Source organism: Zhongshania aquimaris, assembly GCF_019312595.1.
Taxonomy (GTDB): Bacteria; Pseudomonadota; Gammaproteobacteria; order Pseudomonadales; family Spongiibacteraceae; genus Spongiibacter; species Spongiibacter aquimaris.
This window is the reverse complement of record NZ_JAHWDQ010000001.1, coordinates 206,724-233,049: the sequence shown is the minus strand read 5'-3', so window position 1 is coordinate 233,049 and position 26,326 is coordinate 206,724. Positions and strand designations below refer to the sequence as shown.

At 50.2% G+C, this 26,326-nt stretch carries 19 protein-coding genes; 17 read left to right on the top strand and 2 right to left on the bottom strand.

Annotated features, from left to right (window positions below):
* The first annotated feature begins 114 nt into the window (after window positions 1-114).
* The 4 genes from smc (at window position 115) to KXJ70_RS01115 (ending at window position 7,422) form a co-directional block, all read left to right on the top strand.
* Window positions 115-3,612 (top strand): chromosome segregation protein SMC, encoded by a 3,498-nt coding sequence (smc, locus tag KXJ70_RS01130; protein ID WP_219041624.1) that lies wholly within the window; start codon window positions 115-117, stop codon window positions 3,610-3,612.
* A gap of 127 nt (window positions 3,613-3,739) precedes the next feature.
* On the top strand, window positions 3,740-4,762 hold the full coding sequence (gene zipA, locus KXJ70_RS01125; RefSeq protein ID WP_219041623.1) for a cell division protein ZipA: 1,023 nt from the start codon (window positions 3,740-3,742) through the stop codon (window positions 4,760-4,762).
* A gap of 30 nt (window positions 4,763-4,792) precedes the next feature.
* Window positions 4,793-6,820 carry an NAD-dependent DNA ligase LigA gene (ligA, locus tag KXJ70_RS01120; RefSeq protein WP_219041622.1) on the top strand — a complete coding sequence of 676 codons (2,028 nt, stop codon included), beginning with the start codon at window positions 4,793-4,795 and terminating at the stop codon, window positions 6,818-6,820.
* Window positions 6,817-7,422: a transglycosylase SLT domain-containing protein gene (locus tag KXJ70_RS01115; protein WP_219041621.1), complete on the top strand. Its 606-nt coding sequence runs from the start codon at window positions 6,817-6,819 to the stop codon at window positions 7,420-7,422. The genes ligA and KXJ70_RS01115 overlap by 4 nt, the downstream gene beginning before the upstream one ends.
* A gap of 12 nt (window positions 7,423-7,434) precedes the next feature.
* Here the strand turns inward: KXJ70_RS01115 and KXJ70_RS01110 are convergent, their stop codons facing one another.
* Complete coding sequence (locus tag KXJ70_RS01110; RefSeq protein WP_219041620.1) at window positions 7,435-7,875, bottom strand: VOC family protein; 441 nt, start codon at window positions 7,873-7,875, stop codon at window positions 7,435-7,437.
* 136 nt (window positions 7,876-8,011) lie between these two features.
* Between KXJ70_RS01110 and KXJ70_RS01105 the strand changes: the two genes are divergently transcribed.
* From KXJ70_RS01105 to KXJ70_RS01085, 5 genes are all read left to right on the top strand, one after another.
* Window positions 8,012-8,485 carry a flavodoxin family protein gene (locus tag KXJ70_RS01105; protein WP_219041619.1) on the top strand — a complete coding sequence of 158 codons (474 nt, stop codon included), beginning with the start codon at window positions 8,012-8,014 and terminating at the stop codon, window positions 8,483-8,485.
* A gap of 234 nt (window positions 8,486-8,719) precedes the next feature.
* Window positions 8,720-11,140 carry a TonB-dependent receptor gene (locus KXJ70_RS01100; protein ID WP_219041618.1) on the top strand — a complete coding sequence of 807 codons (2,421 nt, stop codon included), beginning with the start codon at window positions 8,720-8,722 and terminating at the stop codon, window positions 11,138-11,140.
* A gap of 271 nt (window positions 11,141-11,411) precedes the next feature.
* Window positions 11,412-13,901, top strand: a complete 2,490-nt coding sequence (locus tag KXJ70_RS01095) for a TonB-dependent receptor (protein ID WP_219041617.1) — start codon at window positions 11,412-11,414, stop codon at window positions 13,899-13,901.
* Window positions 13,902-13,985: 84 nt separating this feature from the next.
* Window positions 13,986-14,957: an XdhC family protein gene (locus tag KXJ70_RS19485; protein ID WP_219041616.1), complete on the top strand. Its 972-nt coding sequence runs from the start codon at window positions 13,986-13,988 to the stop codon at window positions 14,955-14,957.
* Window positions 14,950-15,561: a nucleotidyltransferase family protein gene (locus KXJ70_RS01085; RefSeq protein ID WP_219041615.1), complete on the top strand. Its 612-nt coding sequence runs from the start codon at window positions 14,950-14,952 to the stop codon at window positions 15,559-15,561. Before KXJ70_RS19485 ends, KXJ70_RS01085 begins: the two co-directional genes overlap by 8 nt.
* On the opposite strand, the gene KXJ70_RS01080 is transcribed toward KXJ70_RS01085, so the two are convergent.
* The gene (locus KXJ70_RS01080; RefSeq protein WP_219041614.1) at window positions 15,558-16,454 is read right to left on the bottom strand and encodes a LysR family transcriptional regulator; all 897 of its coding nucleotides are present in this window, start codon (window positions 16,452-16,454) and stop codon (window positions 15,558-15,560) included. The two genes, KXJ70_RS01085 and KXJ70_RS01080, sit on opposite strands and share 4 nt — an antisense overlap.
* Window positions 16,455-16,494: 40 nt before the next feature.
* Here KXJ70_RS01080 and KXJ70_RS19220 point away from each other — a divergent pair, with 40 nt between their 5' ends.
* The 8 genes from KXJ70_RS19220 (at window position 16,495) to truA (ending at window position 26,267) form a co-directional block, all read left to right on the top strand.
* Window positions 16,495-16,620: a hypothetical protein gene (locus KXJ70_RS19220; RefSeq protein WP_255558153.1), complete on the top strand. Its 126-nt coding sequence runs from the start codon at window positions 16,495-16,497 to the stop codon at window positions 16,618-16,620.
* 16 nt (window positions 16,621-16,636) lie between these two features.
* Window positions 16,637-18,058, top strand: coding sequence for a 3-isopropylmalate dehydratase large subunit (leuC, locus tag KXJ70_RS01075; protein WP_219041613.1), 1,422 nt, complete (start codon window positions 16,637-16,639; stop codon window positions 18,056-18,058).
* Window positions 18,059-18,068: 10 nt separating this feature from the next.
* A complete protein-coding gene (leuD, locus tag KXJ70_RS01070) occupies window positions 18,069-18,719 on the top strand; it encodes a 3-isopropylmalate dehydratase small subunit (protein WP_219041612.1) in 651 nt (216 codons plus the stop codon).
* Window positions 18,720-18,770: 51 nt separating this feature from the next.
* Window positions 18,771-19,868 (top strand): 3-isopropylmalate dehydrogenase, encoded by a 1,098-nt coding sequence (gene leuB, locus KXJ70_RS01065; protein ID WP_369409738.1) that lies wholly within the window; start codon window positions 18,771-18,773, stop codon window positions 19,866-19,868.
* A 29-nt stretch (window positions 19,869-19,897) separates the two neighbouring features.
* A complete protein-coding gene (gene asd, locus KXJ70_RS01060; protein ID WP_219041611.1) occupies window positions 19,898-21,016 on the top strand; it encodes an aspartate-semialdehyde dehydrogenase in 1,119 nt (372 codons plus the stop codon).
* On the top strand, window positions 21,016-21,987 hold the full coding sequence (locus KXJ70_RS01055; RefSeq protein WP_219041610.1) for an Asd/ArgC dimerization domain-containing protein: 972 nt from the start codon (window positions 21,016-21,018) through the stop codon (window positions 21,985-21,987). Before asd ends, KXJ70_RS01055 begins: the two co-directional genes overlap by 1 nt.
* A gap of 137 nt (window positions 21,988-22,124) precedes the next feature.
* Entirely contained in the window at window positions 22,125-25,400 is a 3,276-nt protein-coding gene (locus KXJ70_RS01050) for a FimV/HubP family polar landmark protein (protein WP_219041609.1), read from the top strand.
* A gap of 18 nt (window positions 25,401-25,418) precedes the next feature.
* On the top strand, window positions 25,419-26,267 hold the full coding sequence (gene truA / locus KXJ70_RS01045; RefSeq protein WP_369409737.1) for a tRNA pseudouridine(38-40) synthase TruA: 849 nt from the start codon (window positions 25,419-25,421) through the stop codon (window positions 26,265-26,267).
* Window positions 26,268-26,326: the final 59 nt, after the last annotated feature.

Below are 26,326 nucleotides of genomic sequence, written 5' to 3'. Positions count from 1 at the left end.
TCAGTCCTTGCTGCTATCGCTATAATCGCGCATTGCACAAATTTTTCCTGTTGTTGCCTCGAGAACACAATAAAACTCAGCGTGGCGACACAATAAAGTGTTGGTTATTGGTTTATGCGTCTTAAAAGTATCAAATTAGCGGGTTTTAAATCGTTTGTAGATCCGACGACAGCTCATTTCCCAACAAATTTGTCGGCGGTGGTTGGCCCGAATGGCTGCGGCAAATCAAATATTATCGACGCCGTGCGTTGGGTAATGGGGGAGAGCTCGGCTAAAAACCTGCGTGGCGAGTCAATGACAGACGTCATATTCAATGGCTCGGTCAATCGCAAGCCTGTTGGTCAAGCCAGTATTGAGTTGGTGTTTGATAATACCGATAAGAAGCTGGGCGGCGAATACGCGGCTTACGACGAAATAGCTATCCGCCGCAAAGTGACCCGTGAAGGTCTCTCCGAATACTATCTTAATGGCACCAAATGCCGTCGTCGCGATATCACCGATATATTTCTAGGCACCGGTCTAGGGCCTCGCAGTTATGCCATTATCGAGCAGGGCATGATTTCGCGCTTGATTGAATCAAAGCCGGAGGAGTTGCGGGTATTTATTGAGGAAGCGGCGGGCATATCGAAGTATAAGGAACGTCGTCGCGAAACTGAAAACCGCATGCGTCGAACCCAAGAGAATTTGGAGCGTTTGACCGACCTTCGCGACGAACTCGAACGGCAGTTGCAGCATTTGCAGAGACAGGCGGCAGCGGCGGAAAAATACACAGAATACAAGAAAGAAGAGCGTTTACTAAAAGCCCAGCTACAGGTTTTACAGTGGAAGGCGCTGGACGATAAGGCTGGTTTAAAAGAAAGGGAAATCAATGCCTTAGAGCTGGAACGTGAAGCGATTGTTACAGAGCAGGTCGGCTTAAATACCGGGATCGAGCAGGCGCGAGACCAGCACAGCCAGTTGAATGACGCGTTTAACGAAGTGCAGGGCCGGTTTTACAGTATTGGCGCAGAAATCGCGCGGGCAGAACAGGGTATTCAGCATCAGCAGCAACGCCGTCAGCAGTTAGATGCAGACCTGCAACAGCTCAGTGTGAACATGCTTGAAACCACGCGGCATTTGGAAAGTGATCGTGAAAAGATTGCCCTCTGGGAAGAGGAAATTACCGAGATAGAGCCGGAGTTGGAAATCACCGACGCCGCTGAAGAAAGTGCGGCCGATGCCTTGGCTAATGCAGAAGATGCCATGCAGTCTTGGCAGCAGCGTTGGGACGAGTTTAACCAATTGGCGGCCGGCCCTCGTCAGCGCGCAGAAGTCGAACAATCTCGAATTCAGCATTTGGAGCTGAGTTTGCAGCGTTTGCAAGAGCGCATTGAAAAGCTGGACCAAGAGCGTCGTGGCCTGAATCTCGACGAAAGCGACGATGATATCGAGTTACTTCAACAGGAAACGGCAGAGGTTGAGTTAGAGGCGTCATCTGCGCAGGAGCGTCACGAGCAGATTATTCCGCAGATTAGCGAGTGCCGGGAACGGATTAAACTTGCGAGCGACGAGCTAGACAGTTGCCGCAGTGAGTTGCAGCGTATGCGTGGTCGCATGGCATCACTGGAAGCCTTGCAACAGGCCGCGCTGGGTCAGGGTGACAAAACTACCGCGAAGTGGCTTGAGGAGCAGGGGCTGGCGAACACGCCGCGCTTGGCGGAGCAGCTCAACGTTGCCGATGGCTGGCAGCAGGCGGTTGAGACCGTACTAGGTGATCAATTACAAGCCCTGTGCGTCGATTCGTTGGACGGTGTTTGTGGGATTTTAGACGGACTCAAAGAAGGTAGTGTTTGCTTTGTTGAAGGCGCGGCAAGCTCCACTTCCTCTACTGTCACTCTAGCTGACAAGGTTAGCGGTAATGCAGCGTTGCTTGGCGTTCTCAGCAGTGTTCGTGTTGCAGATGATTTAGTTGCAGCTCTGGCAATGCGCTCTGGACTGGCAGCGCACGAGTCGGTGATTACCCCCGAGGGCTTATGGCTAGGTGCAAATTGGCTGCGTGTTAGCCGCGGCAACACCGAGCAGGGTGGCGTATTGCAGCGTCAGCAGGACCTGCAGGAATTGCGTGAAGCAATAGACGCTGCTGAGTTGCGTATTCAAACTATTGTTGATGGCTTAGATGCCGATCGCGGCTTGCTAAAGACACAGGAGCAAGATCGGGAAAACCTCAACCGCGAAGTGCAGCAATTTAATCGCCAATACAGTGAGCTGAAAGCCAAGCTAAGTGCCCAGCAGGCGCGCGTTGAACAAGTCTTGGCTCGCCGTCAGCAATTGGACGGCGACGGCAAAGAGCTGCGCAATCAGTTCCAGTTAGAACAAGAGTCTGTTGCCGAAGCGAGAATGACCTTGCAAGAAGCGATTGAATCTATGGAGCAAGACTCGGGTAAACGCGAAGCTCTGCTTAGCGAGCGCGATAACAATCGCACTATTCTCGATGCGGCTCGGCAAACGGCTAGGCAGAGCAAGGATCACGCTCACCAACTCGCGATGCGCCATCAGTCACTGCGCACCCAACGCGATTCCGTATTACAGAATATTGGCCGTACCGAAGAGCAATTGGCTCAATTGCAGGAGCGTCGCGAGCAACTAGCGGCGAGCTTGGATGAAAACGACGCGCCGATAGATGATTTAAAAATAGAATTAGAAGCCCGTCTCGAACAGCGCTTAGCGGTTGAAGAGGAATTGGCTGAATCCCGCCGCGCGCTTGAAGTGGTCGACCACCAACTTAGAGAGAACGAGCAAAAGCGTCACGGTATTGATTTACGTTTGCAAGCTGTGCGCAATAGCTTGGAGCAGGCTAGGGTAGAAAATCAGGGGCTGCAAGTTAGGCGCAAGGGTTTACAGGATCAGCTGCAAGAAGCGCAGTTTGATCTTCAGTCAGTGCTCGAAAGCCTGCCTGAAAATGCCAATGAAGCTGAGTGGCTAGAGTCCTTAGAGCAAGCGGGCAGACGTATTGCTCGGCTCGGCCCCATAAACCTAGCGGCGATTGAAGAGTATAAGCAGCAATCTGAGCGCAAAAATTACCTGGATTCGCAGAACAGCGATCTGGTCGAGGCCCTAGAAACCTTAGAGGGCGCTATTCGTCGGATCGACAAAGAAACTCGCAACCGTTTCAAGGAAACCTTTGATAAGGTAAACGGCGGTTTGCAGGATCTGTTTCCGAAAGTGTTTGGTGGCGGGAGCGCCTCACTTGAAATGACCGGCGACGACTTGTTGAATACCGGTATTTCGATAATGGCGCGGCCACCGGGCAAGCGTAATAGCACAATTCATTTGCTGTCGGGCGGCGAAAAAGCATTAACGGCTATTGCGCTGGTATTCTCGATTTTCCGACTTAATCCCGCGCCATTTTGTATGCTCGATGAAGTTGATGCACCGCTAGATGATGCCAATGTCGGACGTTACGCTCGTCTGGTGAAGGAGATGTCTTCCGAAGTGCAATTTATTTATATTAGCCACAACAAAATAGCGATGGAAATGGCGCACCAGCTTATGGGTGTGACTATGCACGAGCCGGGGGTTTCACGCCTTGTTTCGGTAGATCTTGAAAAAGCGGCAGAAATGGCAGCGATGTAAAATAGCGTAAACGGGCTAAAATCTGGATATTTCCTAAATCGCGTGGAACAATGGCGACAGAACTTTATCCAACGCCACAGCAAATTTTCGAGGACACGGCCACTGCGGCTAATTTAAGGGCTAGGTAATGGATCTCAATGTGAGAGATTGGTTAATTATTATTGGCGCTTTGCTGGCGACGGCGGTGCTACTTGACGGCTTTCGGCGCATGCGCAAAGACCGCCAGGATACTATTCGATTACGGTCTAGAAATCGACAGGACGAAGTCGACCTGTCTAATCCTGAATTACCATCGGGTACAGCTCGTGTGGTGGCGGTGAGGGAAACGCCGAGCTTGCACGTAAAGCGCGCCCATACGCCAGCACCAAAGCAACGTCGCGAACCTGAATTCGCAGTAGAGGACGTCGAAGTCGATGACGATAAAAATGATAGTTATGACGAAGATAGTTTTGCAGACAATGCGTACGATGATGATGGTCATGACGCAATCAAGGCGCTCGACGACAATATCTTGTTTACTGATCCGGCTGACGAGTATCGCTCTAAAACTCCCGAAGAGGATGACGACGAAGACGAAATCGTAGCGGGTTGGTCTTCCCATTCCGGCGATGATTATGATGATGAGCCGTTGCGGGCGCAAGCAGACGATGCACCCGAACATATCGTTGCTGGGGATGCTGATAAAGGCCCTCCGACTAAGGACGATAGCGCTCCGACAGAACATCACGAGCTGCTTGTCATTAATGCCATGGCGCCTGAAGGGAAGCCATTCAAAGGCAACGACCTATTGCAAATTTTGATGGCCTGCGATGTTCGCTACGGAAAAATGAATATTTTCCACCGTTATGAAAAAACGGATGGTACTGGCGAAATTCAATTCAGCGTGGCTAATTTGGTCGAGCCTGGAAATTTCAATCTTGATGAAATCGATGAATTTACCACCCCAGGTGTTGTATTCTTTATGCACCTGCCGGGTCCTAAAGAAAGCATCAAAGCCTACGAAGCGATGGTTGAAACCGCGCGTTGTCTAGTAAAAAATCTTGAGGGTGAGCTGCGCGATCAGACTCACAGCGTAGCGACCAAGCAAACCCTTGAACATTATAAACAACGCATCCGGGATTTTGAGCGTCGTCAGCTAACCCTGATGTAATCGCGGTGCATGATAATAACGGCGTTTTGAATGTCTGACAGTTCCCTGCGCGAGCGCTTAACGGCGCTCCGCGACCAGCTCCACCACCATAGCTATCAATATTATGTGCTCGACGCGCCGCAAATTCCGGATGCTGAGTACGATCGACTATTTAACGAGCTTCTGAGTATTGAGAAGGCACACCCCGAGTGGCAAAGTGCCGACTCGCCGTCGCAGCGAGTTGGCGCTGCCCCTTTGCCGGCATTCAGCCAGGTTCGCCATGAAACCCCGATGTTATCGCTTGATAATGTATTTTCTGAACAAGAGCTGCTGGATTTTGATCGCAGGCTCAAATCACGTTTAGAAGAGGGCGTTGCCGTTAGTTATGCCTGTGAGCCAAAATTGGACGGCATTGCGGTAAGCTTGCTCTACGTAGACGGCGTATTGATTCGCGGCGCTACCCGTGGCGATGGCAGGGTGGGCGAAGACATCACTCAGAATGTCAAAACCATCACCTCAATTCCCTTGCGCCTGCGTGGCAACGATTGGCCAGATGAATTGGAAGTACGGGGTGAAATCTACATGCCTCGCGCTGGTTTTGAGCGCATAAACGCCCTTGGTCGAGACACCGATGGCAAGGTGTTTGTGAACCCCAGAAATGCAGCGGCGGGCAGTTTACGTCAGCTCGATAGTCGAATTACGGCCAAGCGCCCGCTGGAAATGAGTTGCTACGGTATCGCCCAGCAGGAGGACGAGTCACTTTTTGCCACCCATAGCGAAGGCCTGCAGCGATTGCGTGAGTGGGGCTTTTTGGTTAGCCCGGAACTGCGGGTGGTCGACTCTATTGCGGGATGTCTTGCTTACTATCAGGATTTATTAGCGCGCCGAGATGCCTTGGCTTACGACATTGACGGCATTGTCTTTAAAGTAGATTCCCTTGCGCTGCAGGGGCAGCTCGGTTTTGTGTCCCGCGCACCGCGCTGGGCAATTGCGCATAAATTTCCAGCGCAGGAAGAAATCACTTTGCTCCGCGACGTTGAATTTCAGGTTGGTCGAACCGGCGCAGTTACACCAGTTGCCAAATTAGAGCCGGTGTTTGTCGGTGGTGTGACCGTCAGCAATGCGTCCTTGCATAATTTTGACGAAATTGAACGCCTCGGAGTGATGGTGGGTGACTATGTCATTGTTCGCCGCGCGGGAGATGTTATTCCACAGGTCGTTCAAGTGGTTTTAGACTGCCGCCCTGAGAACGCCACTAGTATCATTGCTCCCGAAGACTGCCCAGTTTGTGGAAGTGCCCTTGAGCGTGCGCCCGGTGAGGCGGTGTTGCGTTGCAGCGGTGGTTTGGTTTGCGGTGCCCAGCGCAAAGAGGCGATCAAGCATTTTGCCAGTCGCAAAGCCATGGATATTGATGGCCTTGGCGACAAGCTTGTTGAGCAGTTTGTAGACGCGGGATTAATTGAAACCGTTGCTGACCTGTATTTGTTGAAGGTTGAGACCATCGCTGATTTGGAGCGAATGGGGCAAAAGTCAGCGGAGAATTTAATCGCCGCACTTGAAAAATCTAAAGCGACCACCTTACCGCGCTTTTTGTATTCGCTCGGTATTCGCGAAGTCGGCGAGGCAACGGCCCTTAATTTGGCGCGTCATTTTGGCGGCTTAGCTGAGTTGATGGCAGCGACTGAAGAGATGTTAGTTGAAGTGGAAGATGTCGGTCCTATTGTCGCCAGTCACGTTCACGCATTTTTTGCAACGGAGTTTAACCGTGAGGTAGTTGCCCAGTTGAGTGATCGCGGCGTGAATTGGCCGGCGGCGCAAAAACAGGGCGGCGAACAACCTTTGGCGGGGCAAGCATGGGTGCTTACGGGTAATCTTGAATCGATGACCCGCAGTGAGGCCAAAGAAAAATTGCAGGCACTTGGGGCGAAAGTTGCTGGCAGTGTGTCGGCGAAAACGGATTGTGTAGTGGCGGGTGCCAGCGCAGGTTCAAAATTAGCGAAAGCAGAGGCCTTGGGTGTCAGGGTGCTTGATGAGCAGGGGCTGCTTGCTGTTTTCGCAAGTGAAGGTGGCGCGGTATGAGAATTTTATTTGTTGTCCTCGTCACACTTGTGATGTCAGCGTGTACTACCTCGCCGCCGCGCAACCCTGGCGATATATGCTCAATTTTCCGCGAGAAAGATGATTGGTACGGTGATGCTAAAGACGCGTCTGATAAATGGAAATCACCCATCCCAATAATGATGGCCATTATGTATCAGGAGTCACGCTTTGTTGCCAATGCCAAGCCTCCTAAAAAGTATTGGTTAGGGTTTATTCCCGCAGGTCGGATGTCAGATGCCTACGGTTATGCCCAGGCCAAAGACGGTACCTGGAAATGGTATGTAGATAAATCCGGGAACTGGGGGGCAGATCGCGATGACTTTGCTGATGCCATCGACTTCGTAGGCTGGTATAACAATACCAGTAATAAAATAAATGGCATCAGTAATACCGACGTTTATAGTTTATATATGGCTTACCACGAGGGCCATGGCGGTTTTAAAAAACGCAGTTTTGACAGCAAGCCCTGGTTAAAAAGGGTTGCTGGGAAAGTGTCTTCGCGCGCAGCGACCTACGGCACTCAACTCAGCCGCTGTGAGAAAGACCTTAAACGCGGCGGCTGGTTTTTCGGTATTTTTTAAGCAGGTGGCCAACTACCATTCCCCGGTATTTGCCATCGACAACCAGGGTTCTTGTGGTGGAAGGGCGTCGCCGCGCTGCAACAATTCAATGGATATTAAGTCCGGAGAGCGCACAAAAGCCATGTGGCCGTCACGGGGCGGCCTGCTAATTGTTATGCCTGCATCCATAAGTTTTTGGCAGCTTGCATAAATATCATCTACGGCAAATGCCAGGTGGCCAAAATTTCGACCGCCGCCATAATTTTCGCTGTCCCAGTTATAGGTCAGCTCAATAGTCGGCGTTTGGCTGATTTTTGCCGCGTCATAGTCATCCGGTGCGGCTAGGTATATCAGGCTGAAACGGCCTTTTTCGCTGTCGTAGCGTTTTACTTCTTTCAGTCCTAATAGCTCGCAATAAAAATGCATGGACGCATCTAAGTCTTTAACGCGAATCATGGTGTGAAGATATTTCATAATCGTGCCTTTACTCCTTGGGGGAAAATCTTACGCTGCGCTTTGCATAGGAGCAGGGCTGTGCTTCTATGGTGGTAGTTGCGGGTTTTGATTGAATGTTTTAATTCATGTTTTTGATAACAGCGAGCGGCTATTTGTGTCTGAGACTAAACAAAAACATTTGCTGATTGTATATCACAGCCAGTCGGGCAGAAATGAAAGTTTAGCTTACGCTGCATGCCGAGCAGCACGGGAAGCTGAATCGGAAGTAGAAGTGCGGCTGCTGCGAGCGGCCGAAGCGGGCACGAGGGACATCGCCTGGAGTGATGGCTTGCTGCTAATCTTCCCCGAAAATTTCGGTGTTATTGCTGGCGGTATGAAGGATTTCTTTGATCGCACATTCTATCCGGTCATAGATCGACAAATTGTTCGCCCCTTCGGTGTTTTGATTTGCACGGGCAATGATGGCAGTAACGCCTTGCGGCACTTGGAGCGCATAGCTAAAGGCTATTCATGGCGTTGCGTGAGCGAACCGTTAATTACGACTGGAGCCCCCAATTCTGAACACATTAACAAGGCTGAGGAGCTGGGCGCTGCCTTTGCGGCTGGGCTCAGTATGGGCGTTTTTTAGCCCGAATTTGGTTTGCAGCAGGTTTTGTGACTTCTGATTGTTCGCATTGATCTAAAGCGAACTACTATTCGTAGCACTTGTGGCACTATTCATGTGCGAGCATAGCGGTAAACCACATTTTACTTCTGTGAAATACCGACTAAACTCACTACCAACCCCTATGGTGTGCCGCTTGTTAGTTGCGAGACCCGCGGGGGCGAATAATTAAAATAAATTTTATCGGGAGAGTCTTTAATGACAAGAAAGCGCATAGTAAATCGTCGTGTCGCGCCTATGGTGCTGGCAGTTGGCTTGTGTGCAAATCCGGCTTTGTATGCTGCGCCGGCACTAGAAGAGGTGTTGGTTACGGCTACGCTGAGAACCGAAAGCCTGCAAGATGTTCCCGTGTCGGTCAACGCGATGGCCGGCGAGAAGATGCAGGAAGCGGGTATTGATAAAATAGAAGACCTTCAGGCCTATGTCCCCAATTTGTCGATGTCTGAGACCGGTATAGGTACCAATATATATATTCGTGGTATCGGCTCAGGCATTAACCCCGGCTTTGAGCAGTCGGTAGGTATGTACTTTGACGGCGTGTCTTATAGCCGTGCGCAATTAACGCGGGCACCATTTTTAGACTTGGCTCGCGTGGAAGTACTGCGGGGGCCGCAGAATATCCTCTATGGTAAAAACAGTATTGCAGGTGCCTTGAGTTTGGTTTCTGCGCGGCCAGGCCAAGAACAAGAGGGCATGATCTCCGGTTTGTATGAGCCAGATCACGACGAAAAAGTCGTCGATTTTATGATTTCGGGGCCAATCACCGACACCTTGGGTGGGCGTGTTGCCATTCGCAAGCGTGAGTTTGGCGGGTATATCGAGAATTTAACATTAAACCGCGATGAGCCGCAGCGCGATGAATCGACAATTCGGGCAATTTTGGATTGGGACGCAACGCCTGATTTAACGGCGATGCTGAAGTTCGAGTTAGGCAAGTTCGATGTGTTGGGTCGGCAGGTTGAGATTGTGAATGATCAACCGTCGACAACACTAGGTAGCCCTGCGTTTCGTCCGACCTATGCCCAAGCTTTAGTGGGTAATTTTGGCGCAGATCCCTCGATATTGAACACCTCGCAGGATTATAAGCGCACGTCAAACGGCGATTACAGTAATAACCGAACCCGCAATGTAACTTTAAATGTTGATTACGCGCTGGGCGAAAGTACCTTAACGTTCATTACTGGCATTTTGCACTACGAGTTTGATGAGCTTTGCGACTGTGATTTTACCGGCGCGCCGGTGTTCAGTGTGCCATTTGAAGAAGAATACGATCAATACAGCCAAGAAATTCGTTGGGTCTCTGCTGCTGGTGGTACCTTTGAACACATTGGTGGTGCTTACTTTCAAAAGAGTGAGCTCGATTTCTTTGATTCCATAGTAATAGACAGTGGAATAATTCCAGGGGCGGTAGGTTCCCGAATTAACTCGGCGGCACTTGCTGCGGGACTATCGCCAGCGCAAGCGGCTGGGGCTGCAGCTGCGGCGAGTGCTGCAATTTCCAACACGACAACTCCGCGTTATTTTACGAGCGACGCAGAATTGTACTCAGTATTTTGGCAGACTACTTGGAATGCGAGTGATCGCTTGCGAGCGACATTGGGTTTGCGGTACTCGTACGAAGAGAAGGAGGGGACGCGAAACTTGGACTCTGCTGATTTAAATGGTGTTTCGAATCCGTTGGATGGAACCACCTTTACTGGCATTGATTTTCTCTTAGCGGCGGTATTCAAAGTTGAGAGACATGATCTTGAGGGTACGCAAAAAGGCGGAAATTTAGCACCGTCTCTGAATGTTCAGTTTGACGTCAATGACGACGTAATGGCTTATGCGACTGTCAGCGTGGGTAATAAATCTGGTGGTTTTGACGCCCGTTCCAATGCCTCCCCAGGCGGTACAATTGATGGCTCTTTTGAGTACGATGAAGAAAAGGCGACCAGCTTTGAAGTGGGTGCTAAGACCAGTTTCTTGGATGGTCGAGGTGAGTTAAATGTAGCGGCTTTCTTCACCAAATACGATGACCTACAAGTGAGTATTTTTGACGGTACTCTTGGTTTCAACGTAGGTAATGCCGGTGCAGCTGAAACCAAAGGTATCGAGTTGGACGGTCGTTTTGCATTAACGGATAATTTGTTAATGACAGCGGCATTAGCGTTTCTAGACTTTGAGTTTACTGACTTTGAAAAAGGCCAGTGTTATCAGGGGCAAACACCTGATCAAGTCACGCCGACCGCTAATTTCTGTGACTACAAAGGTAAAACAAACCAGTACGTAGCTGACTACTCCGGCAATGTGGGCTTTGTTTACACCCAGGAGTTCGGTGACGCCATGGAGTTTCGTGCAGCAACCGACTTTACCTTTACCGATGACTACAACTCGTCGCAAAACCTTGATCCTAGCCAGGAACAAGATGGCTATGTTGAAGTAAATATGCGTTTGGCTGTGGCCGATGTGAAATCGGGCTGGGAAGTGGCAATCGTAGGTAAAAACTTAACTGATGAAGACGTTGTTTCTTATTCGAATGACGTACCTTTAGCTAATAGCAGCTTCGGTAGCATTGGCCATTACGCCTTTATTGAGCGTCCTCGCAGTGTTGCTGTGCAGGTGGCTTATCGCTGGTAAGCTGGTTTTCATAAACTAATTATAGGAAGGCTTAACGAGAAAGCGCGATCTTAACGGTCGCGCTTTTTTGCATTTCGGCTAAGACTTTTTATACTTGATATGGATGAGATCAATGCTAAGTCATTGAACTATTTTCGATATTAAGATATGTTTTCAATGCACACATTTTGGCGTATATGTATAATATGAGCTACCTTGAGTTTAGGTCGTCAATAACACGTGATGTATTTGGCGGCACTATAAATATAAAACTATCGCACCTGGAGGTCTCATGACCTTAATAAGTCCTGTATCTGTTTTCCGTCGTTCTACCCTAGCAAGCGCTATTTTATTATGTTCGTCCTATTCCGTGGCGGCTCCTGTTCTCGAAGAGGTGATTGTTACTGCCACCATTAGGGCGGAAAGTCTGCAAGACGTCCCCGTTTCTGTAAATGCTGTATCCGGCGAGAAAATGATGGAAGCCGGCATTGGTAAAGTAGAAGATTTGCAGGCCTATGTGCCTAATTTGACGATGTCTGAAACCGGCATCGGTACCAATATTTATATCCGCGGTATCGGTTCCGGGATTAACCCAGGCTTTGAGCAGTCAGTGGGTATGTATTTTGATGGTGTTAGCTACGGTCGTGCCCAGTTGTCACGGGCACCGTTCCTCGACTTAGCGCGAGTCGAAGTGTTGCGTGGTCCGCAGAACATTTTGTTCGGAAAAAACAGTATTGCAGGTGCGTTAAGCCTTATCTCTGCTCGGCCAGGTCAAGAGTTTGAGGGCATGGTATCAGGTACTTATGAAGAAGAAACCAATGAGCAGATACTGGATTTGGTTTTGTCTGGTGCCTTGACTGATACCGTTGGTGCTCGTCTCGCGATTCGCAAGCGATTAACTGACGGCTATATTGAAAACCTCACGCTTAATCGCGATGAGCCAGAGCGTGACGAACAAACCATACGCGCTATTTTTGAATGGGATGCCACCGCGAATTTGACTGCCGCTTTGAAGCTTGAAGTTGGTCAGTTTGATGTCAACGGTCGTCAGATTGAGATTATCAACGATAACCCCTCTACGGATTCGACATTCGAAGGTAGGACCTATGCTCAAGTCCTCAATAATTTTGAGGTTGGGCCTGGTGGGCTTTTAGGCACGGTTAGCTCTGATCCCTCAGTACTTAATAACCGTCAAGATTTCAAGCGATCTTCAAATGGCGACTTCAGCTACAACGATACCCAGAACGCGACGCTAAATGTTGATTACGCGTGGGGCGACCACACATTTACCTTTATCACCGGTCTTTTAGGTTATGAAACATCTGAGCTGTGCGACTGCGACTTTACCGGTGCGCAAGTCTTCAGCGTAGCGGCGGAAGAGGAGTACTCTCAGTTCAGTCAGGAAATCCGCTGGGTGTCGCCAGTAGGTGAGACCTTTGAATTTATCGCGGGCGCCTTCTATCAGCAAAGCGAGTTAGATTTCTTTGACAGTATCCGGGTAGACAGTGATCTCTTACCCATCTTATTGAACGGTGCTGATGTCTTAGAGGGCGGCGCGCGTGGCGAGACTCCTGCTGATGGTGACATATTGGGTGGTCCACTCGGTTTACCTGTGTCTGGTATTGGCGATGCCGGTACTGAAATAATTAACTTGGGTACTCCACGTAATTTTTCGTCAGATACCAAGTTAATTTCCGGCTTTATTCAAGCCACTTGGAATGCGACCGATTATACTCGTGCAACGCTGGGCTTACGCTATTCTTATGAGGAGAAAGAGGGCAGCCGTAGTCTTGATCTAACCGATCTTACAACCGGTGAAAGTCGCGCTATTGGTGAGGTCGATACGGTTGTGGCAAAAAACTTTTCAGCTGAGCGTCATGATTTGAGTGGCAAGCGCACGGGTGGTAATTTGGCCCCATCGCTGAATATTCAACATGATTGGAATGACGATATCATGTTGTATGCCACGGCAAGTATTGGTTATAAATCTGGCGGATTTGATGCGCGTTCAAACGCGTCACCCGGTGGCGGTAAATTGCGTCCGGCAGCCCCAGAAATTGACGGTAGCTTTGAATACGATGATGAGCAGGCGACCAGTTTTGAACTTGGCGCTAAATCAACATTGCTAGGTGGTGCAGCAGAGCTCAACGTCGCTGCGTTCTATACCCAATATGACGACCTTCAGGTAAGTATTTTTGATGGGACGCTGGGTTTCAACGTGGGTAACGCCGGTGCAGCGACCACAATGGGCTTAGAGCTAGATGGTCGTATGGCGTTGACCGAGAATCTTATGATGACCGGCGCATTAGCCTTCTTGGACTTTGAGTTTACAGAGTTCGCTAATGGCCAGTGTTACCAGGGCCAGCCAGTGGACTTTGTGGTTAATGGCAATCCTTTCTGTGACTACAAAGGAAAAACCAATCAGTATGTCGCCGATTACTCGGGTAACCTAACATTTGTTTACACCACCATGGTAACTAAGGATATTGAGTTCCGTGGCGGTGCCGACTTTGTGTTTACCGGCGCTTATAACTCTTCACAAAACTTAGACCCAAGCCAAGAACAGGATGCTTACATTAAAGCTAATTTGCGCCTCTCTTTAGCTGATGTTGCTGCTGGTTGGGATGCCGCGATTTTGGTTAAGAATTTGACGGATGAAACCACCATTTCTTATTCAAATGACACGCCTTTATCTAACAGTACTTTTGGCTCGATCGGTCACTATGGTTTTATTGATCCGCCAAGAACTACGGCTCTACAAGTAACATATCGCTGGTATTAAGATTGCCCTTTAGGGTAATTTAATAACGCCGCGCAAGCGGCGTTTTTTTTGTCTTTTGGTTTTATTTAATAGAGAAATAACACTGTGAAGAGCATCGAACAAATTGTCCTTGGCGCAGCACTTGAAATATTAGCGAAGGGTGATAGCGGCTGGTTGTGCACCGTCGTTAAAACCTTTGGCGCTTCGCCGCGCCCCCTGGGCTCTTTACTGTTTATGGATGCTCAGGGGCAGGTCTTTGGATCGTTGTCAGGCGGCTGTATAGAGGATGAGCTGCTGGAGAAACTGCAGCGTGGCGCTTTGGCTAGCGATCGGCCGGAGATATACGAGTACGGTGTCAGTCCTGAAGAGAATGAACGTTTTGGCTTACCGTGCGGTGGTCGTATGCAGATTTTAGTGGAGCCTATGTCTGCGTCTATCGATTTTTGTAACATGCTCACGAATCTGAGTGACGCTATTGGCAGTCGGCGTGCAATGCGCAGGCGGGTGAACTTAATAACTGGTCAGTGGCAGTTAGAAACCGTGATCAGCGCCGAGCCGCTGGCAATTGTCGACGAAACCTTGGTTCAAGATTTCGGCCCGCGATATCGTTTACTGTTAATCGGCGCAAACGAGCTGGCGCGGTGTATATCTGAAATTGCCTTGGCCATGGATTACCGCGTGATTGTGTGTGATCCCCGCGAGGATAGGCGTGAGCAGTGGACTGTCGTCGGTGCTGAGTTAAGTGCCTTTATGCCCGATGAGGCGGTCAGTGAATTTGCTGACCCGTATACCGCCGTGATTACCTTAACCCACGATCCTAGGATCGATGACATGGCGTTGATGCAAGCGCTGATAGAACCGCTGTTTTATGTGGGTGCTTTGGGCTCTGTCAGGACGTCGGCGAAGCGCCGCGAACGTCTCAAACAATTAGATATTAGCGACGAACAAATTGATCGCCTTTACGCGCCAGTGGGTTTGGCGATTGGCAGCAAGTCGGCGATGGAAATTGCATTGGCAATTATGGCGCAGTTAACTCAGCTGCGTTCCTCGTCCATGAAGGTGGTTCGCGGTGGCTGAGCAAACCCTAGCTTTACCGTTACTGATATTAGCCGCCGGTAAAAGTAGGCGGTTTGGCAGCGAGGACAAACGTTTTACCGCATTGCCTCATGGCGGTGAGTTAATTAACGCGTTAGTGCGTCGCGGGCGAAAAGCGGGATTGGACGTGTATGTGGTGCTTGATCCCGCGGATGATGTTTCGGCGCAGATAGATGCGCCCTGTATTTTTGCGCCGAATGCCGGTGTCGGGATGGGTGCGAGCATTGCCGATGCTGTTGGCATTTTTGCGGAGCGTTCTGACGCAGAGGCGCTTTTGATTATGCCGGCGGATTTGCCCCTGCTGCGGGTAGAATCACTACGCCGAGTTGCCGAGCGTACGGCCGTACAGCGTATCGTCATTCCTACTTTTGAGGCTAAGCGTGGTCATCCGATTGCTTTCGGGCGGGAATATTGGCCGGCTTTGAGTAAGTTGAGTGGCGATGAAGGCGGACGTAGTGTTATTGCGTCAGCACGGAGCGAATTTGTTGATATTATTGAGTTGAATGACGAGGGCATTTGTCTCGATGCTGATACCCCAGAGCAGATGTCTGCTTTGCTATTAAAGCTTCGCCCGGTGCTGCGTTAAGATTTACTCCCCATCTTATTTTTGTCGCTGGCGGCACTTAATAAATCGATAAAGGCTTCTGCCGCATTGGAGAGGCTGCGGTTGCGGTGATGAACGCAGCCGAGTGTTCTACTCAGGGTTTGTCCTTCCCAGTTCAGCGCAACCACGCTGTCGTCCAAAAGCGTTAACGGTAAAATGCTCCAGCCTAGTCCAATACTAACCATGACCTTAATGGTTTCAAGGTAGTTGGTCGACATACCAATATTCATATTGAGTCCGCGCTGATCAAACAAATCCTTGATGATTTGCCCGGTGTAGGTATTTAGACCAGGTGGAAGGGCTGTGTGCTGACTAAGCATTTCGGCATTAACGCTGCTGTGCTGTGCTAAGGGGTGGTTATGCGCAACGGTGACCGCCAGTGGATCTTCCCACACCGGCATAGATTGCAATTGCTGTTCACCGGTAGGTGACAGTGTGATGACGGCTAAATCCATTTCGCCGTGCAAAATAAGCTGATGTGCCTGCTCCGAATCCATAAAGTCGATATCGAGTTTAACCGCCGGGTATAGCTGGCTGTATTTTCGCAGTATCGGGGGTAGGCGGTGAAGACCAATATGATGACTTATTCCCATCGACAAGCGGCCGCTAACTTGGCCGCGCAGATCATGAATACTCCGAACGGCTTCTTTGATGTCTTGCAATATCCGCCGGCTTTGCGGAAGCAGTGCTTGGCCGGCTTCGGTCAGGTGCACCTTGCGACCAATGCGGTCAAATAATTTGCAGTTCAGCTGAGATTCCAAGGCGGCAATGCGTTTACTCACCGCGGGTTGGGTGATGTATAGCTGTTCTGCGGCAAGTGAAAATGACTGCTGCTCGGCAACGGCGAGAAAAGCTTTTAAAGAGTCGGTATCCATGGGTGTTAGGATATTATCATTCCATGTTGGAATGCAAATAATGAAAAATATGAATTTGTGTTATTTGATTGTGCTGCGTAGTATTGCGGTTCTGATAACTGACTACACCAGTAGTTTGGCTATCGCAGACTGGGTAAATACGCTTAATTCACAAAGCGTGCGATGAGATGGGGCAGGGGATTATGGCTGGACAAACGCTTTACGACAAACTGTGGAATGCGCATCTGGTAAAGGAGCGCGATGATGGCACGGCGTTGCTTTATATCGACCGTCATTTGGTGCATGAAGTAACTTCGCCGCAGGCTTTTGAAGGTCTTCGTTTAGCTGGCCGTAAACCATGGCGCATCGGCGCGAATATCGCAACGCCTGACCATAATGTGCCGACTGAGCTAGTTGAGCGCAGCGGCGGCGTAGAGGCCATTGCAGACGAAGTGTCGCGGATACAAGTGCGCACCTTAGATGAAAACTGCGATGAGTTTGGTATCACCGAATTTTCAATCAATGATGTGCGCCAAGGAATTGTGCACGTGGTTGGCCCTGAGCAGGGCGCAACGCTACCAGGTATGACGGTGGTGTGTGGCGATTCTCATACTGCAACCCACGGCGCATTAGGGGCTTTGGCGCACGGTATTGGCACCTCTGAAGTAGAGCATGTGCTTGCTACGCAGTGTTTGATACAAAAGAAAAGTAAAAACATGCTGGTGCGAGTGGACGGTGAACTCGGTGCGGGTATTACGGCAAAGGATGTGGTGTTGGCCATTATCGGTAAAATCGGCACCGCCGGTGGCACTGGTTACGCCATTGAATTTGGCGGTGAGGTTATCCGCAAGCTGTCGATGGAAGGTCGTATGACCATTTGTAATATGGCCATCGAAGGTGGTGCCCGGGTTGGGATGGTGGCGGTTGATGACGTCACTATCGACTACGTTAAAGGTCGCCCGTTCGCGCCGAATGACGGCGAGTGGCAGCTGGCGCTGGAATATTGGAATACTCTGCATAGCGATGACGATGCTGTTTTCGATAAAACCGTTGTACTTAACGGCGCAGATATTTTGCCGCAAGTAACGTGGGGCACCAGCCCCGAGATGGTATTGCCGGTGAGTGGTATTGTGCCCAGCCCCAATGATTACACCGATCCCGCACAGCGCAGTGGCTGCGAGCGCGCCTTGCAATATATGGGGCTGACCGCCGGTCAAGCGATTACCGATATTAAGCTTGATCGGGTGTTTATCGGTTCTTGCACAAATTCGCGTATCGAGGATCTGCGCGAAGCGGCGGCGGTAGTTCGCGGTAAAACAGTGGCGGCCAATGTGAAAGAAGCCATGGTTGTGCCTGGGTCTGGTTTGGTTAAAAAACAGGCGGAAGCGGAAGGATTAGATAAAATATTTTTGGACGCGGGTTTGCTGTGGCGTGAACCTGGCTGCTCAATGTGTTTGGCAATGAACGCCGATAAACTTGGCGCAGGCGAACACTGCGCGTCAACATCTAACCGCAATTTTGAAGGTCGTCAGGGCTTTGGTGGGCGCACCCACTTGGTGAGTCCGGCGATGGCGGCAGCCGCGGCGATTGCGGGCCATTTTGTCGACGTGCGGGATTGGATCTAAGGAGTTTATGATGAAAGCATTTACAGTTCTTGACGGTATCGTAGCACCGATGGATCGCGCCAATGTCGATACCGATATGATTATTCCCAAGCAGTTTTTGAAGTCAATAAAGCGCAGTGGTTTTGGCCCCAATCTGTTTGATGAGCTGCGTTATTTAGATGAGGGGCAGCCCGGCCAAGATAATTCTGTGCGGCCTTTAAACCCTGATTTTCCGCTTAATTTTCCGCGCTACAGCAATGCGTCTATTCTAATCGCGCGCGAAAATTTTGGCTGCGGTTCCAGTCGCGAGCACGCGCCGTGGGCGCTAGAAGACTATGGGTTTCGCTGCGTGATTGCGCCGAGCTTTGCCGATATTTTCTTTAATAACTGCTTTAAAAATGGCGTATTACCGATTGTTCTCGCGGCAGACAAGGTGAACGAGCTGTTTAAAGCGATGTACGCCGATGAAGGGTTTACATTAAAGATTGATTTGGCCGCCCAGCAAATTGTTACGCCTGCGGGTGAGGCAATTAGTTTCGACGTAGATAGCTTCCGCAAACACTGCTTGCTGAATGGCCTAGACGACATTGGTTTAACCTTGGAAGACGCCGACGATATTCGGATTTTTGAATCTAAGTGGCAGCAAAAATCCCCTTGGTTATTCCGCGAGCACGGTGTTTAACGCGCCGTCCAACGGGCCCGAAACCATATTATTTTTTGGAAGGAATTTAACGTGACAGAACGTCAGCAAAGAAATATTGCCATATTACCCGGTGACGGCATCGGCCATGAAATCATGGCAGAGGCAGCAAAGGTATTGGAGTGGGTTAATGAGTCCGAAGGCCTTGGGCTGGTCCTACAGCATGCGCTAGTGGGCGGAGCTGCAATAGACGCCCACGGAAGTGCCTTGCCTGCGGAAACCTTCGCTATTTGCGAAAAGGCTGACGCGATATTGCTTGGTGCAGTGGGTGGCCCAAAGTGGGATAAATTGCCGCCAGCAGATCGTCCAGAGAAAGGTGGCCTCCTTGAAATTCGAAAACGTTTGGATCTATTTGGTAACTTGCGTCCCGCTATTTTATATCCGCAGCTCGCTGGTGCTTCTTCGCTGAAACCGGAGCTTGTATCAGGTTTAGATATTCTTATTGTCCGCGAATTGACGGGTGGAATTTACTTTGGTCAGCCGCGTGGTATTCGTGAATTAGAAAATGGTGAGCGCGAGGGTTACAACACATACGTGTATAACGAATCGCAAATTCGTCGGATCGGCAAAGTAGCATTTGAGTTGGCGCAAAAGCGCGGTGGACGTTTATGTTCAGTTGATAAGGCGAATGTCTTAGAAGTGACTATGTTATGGCGTGAAGTGATGGACGAGATGGCGAAAGACTATCCTGACGTCGAGCTAAGTCATATGTATGTCGATAATGCGGCGATGCAGCTTATTCGCGCGCCAAAGCAGTTTGACGTAGTGGTCACTGGCAATATGTTTGGCGATATTTTGTCCGACGCCGCAGCTATGTTAACCGGCTCTATTGGCATGTTGCCGTCAGCATCATTGGATGTGAATGGCCGCGGTATGTACGAGCCGTGTCATGGTTCTGCACCAGATATTGCTGGCCAAAATAAGGCCAACCCGCTGGCGACTATCTTGTCAGTGGCGATGATGCTGCGTTATTCGCTTAATGAGCCTGCGGCGGCGCAGCGTATTGAAGATGCAGTGAGTACGGTTTTAGATCAGGGTTTTCGCACGGCCGATATTTTCTCAGAAGGCAATAATTTGGTCGGCACCGTTGAAATGGGCGATGCGGTTATCGCCGCCCTGGCATCAGCGTAAATTCAGCACAACAGAATTCAGGAGATATTATGAAAAAGGTAGGTTTTGTCGGTTGGCGCGGTATGGTCGGTTCAGTATTGATGGGCCGCATGTTAGAAGAAAAAGACTTTGATGGTATTGAGCCAGTATTTTTTACCACCTCGAATGTAGGTGGGCAGGGCCCGGCGATTGGTCGCGATATCGACACATTGAAAGACGCTAGTGATATTGCTGAGCTAGCGGCGATGGATATTATTATCTCCTGTCAGGGCGGCGATTACACGAAATCGGTTTTCCCAGCCCTGCGCAGCAGTGGTTGGGATGGCTATTGGATAGATGCCGCTTCATCGCTGCGGATGGATGATGATGCCATTATTATTCTCGATCCGGTTAATCTCGATGTGATTAAAGAAGGTTTGAGCCGCGGTGTTAAAAACTTCATCGGCGGTAATTGCACCGTGAGTTTGATGTTGATGGCGATTGGCGGGCTATTCCGCGAAGGCTTGGTGGAGTGGGTGAGCGCTCAAACCTATCAAGCGGCGAGTGGCGCTGGCGCGCAGAATATGCGTGAGCTGATTAATCAAATGGGGTCGGTGCGCGATTGTGTTGCCACCGAACTCGCCGATCCCCGATCTAATATTTTAGACATCGATCGCAAAGTGGCAGAAGCAATGCGTAGCGACAGCTTCCCGAAAGATAATTTTGGTCACGCACTGGCCGGTAGCTTGCTGCCGTGGATTGACACTCAATTGGAAAATGGCCAAAGCCGAGAGGAGTGGAAGGGCCAGGCTGAGACCAATAAGATTCTAGGTCGCGCAGATTCGCCTATCGCTATCGACGGTAACTGTGTGCGTATTGGCGCTATGCGCTGCCACAGCCAAGCGATGACCATCAAGCTGACTAAAAATGTCGCAGTTGCTGAGATTGAAGGCATTCTTGCCTCTGCCAACGATTGGGTGCAAGTGGTGCCAAATGATCGTGCAGAAACGCTGGCGAAATTAACGCCAACGGCAGTGACAGGCAAGTTGCATGTACCCGTAGGGCGTTTGCGTAAATTAAATATGGGTGAGCAATACTTGTCTGCGTTTACCGTGGGCGACCAACTATTATGGGGCGCGGCAGAACCGCTGCGCCGCATGCTGCGAATCCTACTTGGTGATATTAAGTAATGGCATATAAGTGTGTTGCAGTATTCGGTGCCTGCGGTCTCGAAGGCGAGTTGCTGCTAACAGCACTGGCCGATGCTGAACTTGGCGTTGACAGTATCAAAGCCTATGCCGATGACGGCGAAGGGGAAACCGTGATGTATCGCGGCAGACCCGTCGCCGTTCACGATTCAAGCGCGGCGGATTTTAACGGTGTTGATGTCGCTATTATGTTAACAGAAGGTTTTAGCGACCTTAGCTTGATCGACTTGGCGGAAGATGCCGGTGTTGTCGTTCTCGACTGTACCGATACATTGGCCCAGCGTGGTGATGTGGCCATTTACTGCAACAGTTTTGCAGATATTGAAGGTGGTCGATTGTTCGCGATCGCCGACGCAGTCAGTAGCCATGTCGCGGCGGTGCTACGCTTGTTGCCGCAGGCGAGTATTCGCTCGGTTAACGTCGCTGTTGCCCAGCCAGTTTCAGTGTGGGGCCGTTCAGGCGTTGAGACTCTGGCGGCAGAAACGGCACGTTTACTGAATGGCCAAGTTCCTGAAGAGTCCTCGTTTGGTCAGCAATTGGCGTTCAACGTGCTTGCACGCCAAGAGCACAGTGCCGCATTGGAGCACAGCTTGGCCAGTTTGTTAGATTTGGGCGGTAGCCCTGTTGCTGTTTCCGCTAGCGAGATGTTGGTTCCTGTCTTTTACGGTCACACTGCGATGCTGCGAGTCAGCTGTGTCGACAAAGTTGAACTTGCGAAAGTAAAGCGGCAATTGGCGGAAAGTGAGCTCTTCAGGCTGTTTCCATCAGACGATACCTCAGAAGCGACGCCAGTTAATTTACAAGGTAGCGATACGATTGATATTTCGGCACTAAGTGTTGATAGGCAGGATGAAACGGTCTTTCGTTGTACTGTTGTCGGTGATAATCTTCGTAATGGTGCGGTGATTAACATAATTGCTCTGCTTAAAATCTTGATAAAAATCAATATCTAGCTTATATCTACGCATGTTGTTTAGAGAAATGGCGATACATCGTCATGGGCAGTATCTGCCCTGCGGAGATTCTTTATAAAAGCGCAGCCCGTTTGGCCAATACCAAATAGGCGCGGTAATACACAAACGGTGACATTATGATGCGGAATAGGCTGGCAAAAGCGGTACTGACAGTTGGTGCCCTGCACAGCGGTTTAGTCAGTGCACTCGGCCTTGGTGAGTTAACACTGGATTCTACTCTGAACCAGCCTTTTCGCGCTGAAATCCCACTCCGAGATATTGGTGAGTTAGACGTAGCACAGATAAAAGTGCAGCTGGCTGATGCCAGTGCGTTTGAAAATGCGGGGGTTGATAGGAGTCAATTTCTATCTAGCTTGCAGTTTCAGATTGAAGTAATCGGGAGTGGAAGCGGCCGTATTATTGTCACCACAGAAAAAGCGGTCGTTGAACCCTATCTTGATTTCATTGTTGAAGCGAGATGGCCCAATGGCAAAATGATACGCGAATACACGGTGTTGCTGGATTTACCGGTCTATGCTGATGATAGTCCCGCGCGAGCAGTGAATCCAAGCGTTGCAGCATCAGCGCCGAAATCTTTGCTTAGTACACCAGTGCAAAGCCAGGCACCGGCGCGTGAGTTAGGCGGCGCCATTGGCGCGGTGGATCGTGCTCCGCCAACAGCGCGCAGTGTTGATCGTCTACAAGAGTTGCCTCCCGCAGATAGCCCCGCCACTGAATACCGAGTTCAACACCACGATACGATGTGGCGAATAGCGGGCAAATTGCGTCCAAGTTCGTATGTGACAACTCAGCAAACTATGCTGGCTTTAGTTAAAAAGAACCCGCAAGCTTTTGTGAATGGCAATGTGAATCAGATTAAGTCGGGCTATGTTTTACGCCTGCCAACTGAAGACGAAGTTCGCCAAGTTGATCACCAAGAAGCTGTGGAGGAAATACAGTTACAAGCAAAGGAGTGGCGCGGCGAGAGAGTCGCCAGATCCACGACACCTAAAACCGCTTCGGCTGAGACAGCTCCATCGTCGTCGGCGACGCCAATGGCGCCGCAAATTGACGCAACCGCAAAATCCCCTAGCGAACCGACGTCAGATACAGATACGGCGGTTAAATTCTCCCTGGGCAGTGCTGGTAGCACCGACAGCGGAGACGAACTTGATGCCATGCGTGATCAAATTCGTGTAGAGAAAGAAAATTTAGAAAAAACCCAGCTTGAAAACAGTGCGATGCAAAATCGTGTTGTAGAAATGGAAAAGCAGATTCAGACACTGCAGAGCTTAATTGAGCTCAAGAATAGCCAGTTGGCTGCCTTGCAAAATGGGCAGCAAGTGCCAGATTCTTCAGCGATTAGCGATGAGGCGGAAGCTGAGGCAATGGCTCCCGCTGTGGCTAGTGACGCCAGCGCCGAAACTGATTCTGCGACGGATGTCGCTGTCGCCGTCCCCAAAGTCGAGGCCGACGCCAAGCCGGCAACGGAAAAGCCAGCTGCTAACAAGCCTGCTGCCGCGAAAACACCAGTCGCCCAGGCCCAAAATTGGTTAAGCGAAAACCTCATGTTGGTTCTCGGCTTTGTACTTGGCTTATTGGCGCTGTTAGTTTTATTCATTCGACGCCGTAATTCGGCTGAGGATGATGCAGATTTGGCGGCATTTGATGACGATTTAAGCGATAGGGATTCAATCGAGTCTCCGGTATTGTTTGCTAGCGGCGGTGAGTTTGATCGCGATTCGTCGAAGGCATTTGGTGCAGTAGAGGCCGACGACGACCCTGAGGCGGTATTCAGCTCCGACGACTTTAATTTTGATGATTTAGGGGGCGATGCACTGTCGAATGCGGAATCGACTGATTCCGATGAAGTGATGTTGGCTGATGACGCTGATTTGGACGGTCAGGATGAATCGGAAGGCGCGGTAACAGCTGCAGATGCGGTAATACCACAAACCGGTGATGTCGTTGCTGAAGCAGAAATTTATGTGGCCTATGGCCGCTATGACCAAGCCGCGAGTTTACTTAAAACGGCCATTTCTCAGGATCCAGAAAATGCCGAACTCCGTTTAAAGCTAATCGATATTTATCTAGACACCCGTGATCAAGATAATTTTGAGCTGGCCTACCAAGACCTGCTTAGCTTGAATAACGATTCGGCAGTTGCCCGTGTTAAAGAGTCGATGTCAGCTATTGAGGGTGTTAGCCACTGGCTGGGTGACGAATCTCAGGCGTCAGATAATACGGTTGATGTAAGCCGAGCGAGTGTTGCAGTCGACGCGGCGGATGACTTGGATTTTGATATCGGTGGTGATGCAGAGGAAGAAATTCGCAGTCTCAGTGACAATGATATTGATTTTGAGCTAGATGAGCCGGAGGCTAATGCTTCTCTGCTTGAGCCAAGTCCGATCAGCAATATCAATGAATCAGGCACAATTGATGATATCGAGTCGGGCGCTGACTCTGACACCTTGGAATCCTTAGATGTTGATCTAGCGGATTTAGATTTTGATTTTGACGGCGATTTCGGTGGCGCCTCCGGTGTGAGCGAAGAGGTTGTTGAGGACGTTTCCACGCCAAATCCGCTTGCTTTAGAGGACGATGCTCCTGTTGCCGAAACAGTCGATGCCGAAGACGATGATGTTATTTCTTTCGACGAAGACGAACTTAGCAGTTTTGAATTGGATGATCTCGCCTCCAGCGAGCCAAAGTCTGGCGACGAAGACACGCTGGAATTTGATATCGGTGCCTCTGGCTTAGGTGATTCCGAACTCGCTGACGTAAAGGCATCTAGCGATGAATTAAGCGCAGGTCTTGAAGGGCAGCCAGAGCAGGTGCTAGAGCCACTGGCTGAAGAAGAAAGCGTTGATTTGGACCTTTCTGACCTGGATATGGATTTGGCGGAGCCAGCGCAGACTCCTTCGTTGTCAGATTTACAAGATGATGAAGATGAGATCGATCTCGAGCTTTCTGACTTTGATATGCCGCTTGAAGAAGTTGCAAGCACAGAGCCGGTTTCCTCTGTTGATGATGAGCTCGACATTGATGAGACCTTCTTTACCGAAGATGACGCGAATTCAGACGCTAGCTTAGAGTTTGCTGAAACGCCTGCTCAAGAAAGTGATGCGCCGGCAGAGTCATCGTCAACATCGTCCGAAGAGGCGTCACCTGTTGACGAAGCAATCTCTGTTGAGGATCTCGTGTTTGACGAGTTTGATGCTGGTGAGGAAGAAGCCGAAGGGTTTGACGCGCTGGTAGATGCTGAGTCAGTTGCGACCAAGCTGGACTTGGCCCGCGCCTACATCGATATGGGTGATAGTGAAGGTGCTCGCGAAATGTTGGAAGAAGTCCTTCAAGAGGGCGACATTCAGCAGCAAAGCGATGCACAGACACTTTTAAACAATATCGGATAATACTGGCTGTAAATTCCTGTGACTGCAGATGTAGATTGTTTCGACCGGTTTGAGGACAAGCCCTTGCCGGTCGGTTGCCGTATTGCGATGGCGGTGGAATATCAGGGCAGCGCTTACCGAGGCTGGCAAAGCCAAGATAAACCGCGTGTCGCCACCGTTCAGGATTCACTCCAAGCCGCTATTTCTTCTATTGCCGCGACGACAGTGACGGTAATTTGTGCTGGTCGCACTGACGCCGGTGTGCACGCCACCCATCAAATAGTCCATTTTGACGCCACCGTTTCCCGTTCATTAAAGGCCTGGGTTGCAGGTGTAAACGCCAAGCTTCCAGAAGACATTGCTGTGCAGTGGGCTAAGCCTGTCAGTAATGATTTTCATGCTCGGTTTTCCGCTACGGCACGGCGTTATCGCTATATTATTTTGAACCAGGCGCGTCGTTCCGCGCATTTAGCTAAGGGCGTGACCTTGATTGACCAGCCTCTCGATGCAGGCTTAATGCATCAAGAGGCTCAGGTATTACTCGGTGAGCAAGATTTTAGCGCGTTTCGCGCGGCTTCTTGTCAGTCAAAGACCGCTATGCGCAATATCCACCATGCCAATGTGAGTCGCTACGGTCGCTATATTGTGCTGGATATTGCGGGCAATGCATTCTTGCATCATATGGTCCGAAATATTGCCGGGGTTCTTATCGCGGTGGGAAGTGGGCAGATGCCGGTGGGGTGGACCCAGCAAGTTTTGAATAGCCGTGATCGCAATCAAGGTGGGGTGACGGCTAAACCACACGGCTTGTATTTGGTCGATGTAAGCTATCCCGCGCACTTCGAATTGCCGGAATCGCGCGTCGGCCCTGATTTTGTTCCCGGTTAGCGACCACATCTACAGACAAATAATGCAGTTATTTGTTAGTATTCGTTCCGGTTAATTGT

What these genes read in the sequence shown, in the direction of transcription:
- smc (WP_219041624.1), top strand. Translation starts at nt 115, where the DNA reads ATGCGTCTTAAAAGTATCAAATTAGCGGGTTTTAAATCGTTTGTAGAT.
- zipA (WP_219041623.1), top strand. Translation starts at nt 3,740, where the DNA reads ATGGATCTCAATGTGAGAGATTGGTTAATTATTATTGGCGCTTTGCTG.
- ligA (WP_219041622.1), top strand. Translation starts at nt 4,793, where the DNA reads ATGTCTGACAGTTCCCTGCGCGAGCGCTTAACGGCGCTCCGCGACCAG.
- KXJ70_RS01115 (WP_219041621.1), top strand. Translation starts at nt 6,817, where the DNA reads ATGAGAATTTTATTTGTTGTCCTCGTCACACTTGTGATGTCAGCGTGT.
- KXJ70_RS01110 (WP_219041620.1), bottom strand. Translation starts at nt 7,875, where the DNA reads ATGAAATATCTTCACACCATGATTCGCGTTAAAGACTTAGATGCGTCC.
- KXJ70_RS01100 (WP_219041618.1), top strand. Translation starts at nt 8,720, where the DNA reads ATGACAAGAAAGCGCATAGTAAATCGTCGTGTCGCGCCTATGGTGCTG.
- KXJ70_RS01095 (WP_219041617.1), top strand. Translation starts at nt 11,412, where the DNA reads ATGACCTTAATAAGTCCTGTATCTGTTTTCCGTCGTTCTACCCTAGCA.
- KXJ70_RS01080 (WP_219041614.1), bottom strand. Translation starts at nt 16,454, where the DNA reads ATGGATACCGACTCTTTAAAAGCTTTTCTCGCCGTTGCCGAGCAGCAG.
- KXJ70_RS19220 (WP_255558153.1), top strand. Translation starts at nt 16,495, where the DNA reads ATGAAAAATATGAATTTGTGTTATTTGATTGTGCTGCGTAGTATTGCG.
- leuC (WP_219041613.1), top strand. Translation starts at nt 16,637, where the DNA reads ATGGCTGGACAAACGCTTTACGACAAACTGTGGAATGCGCATCTGGTA.
- leuD (WP_219041612.1), top strand. Translation starts at nt 18,069, where the DNA reads ATGAAAGCATTTACAGTTCTTGACGGTATCGTAGCACCGATGGATCGC.
- asd (WP_219041611.1), top strand. Translation starts at nt 19,898, where the DNA reads ATGAAAAAGGTAGGTTTTGTCGGTTGGCGCGGTATGGTCGGTTCAGTA.
- KXJ70_RS01055 (WP_219041610.1), top strand. Translation starts at nt 21,016, where the DNA reads ATGGCATATAAGTGTGTTGCAGTATTCGGTGCCTGCGGTCTCGAAGGC.
- KXJ70_RS01050 (WP_219041609.1), top strand. Translation starts at nt 22,125, where the DNA reads ATGATGCGGAATAGGCTGGCAAAAGCGGTACTGACAGTTGGTGCCCTG.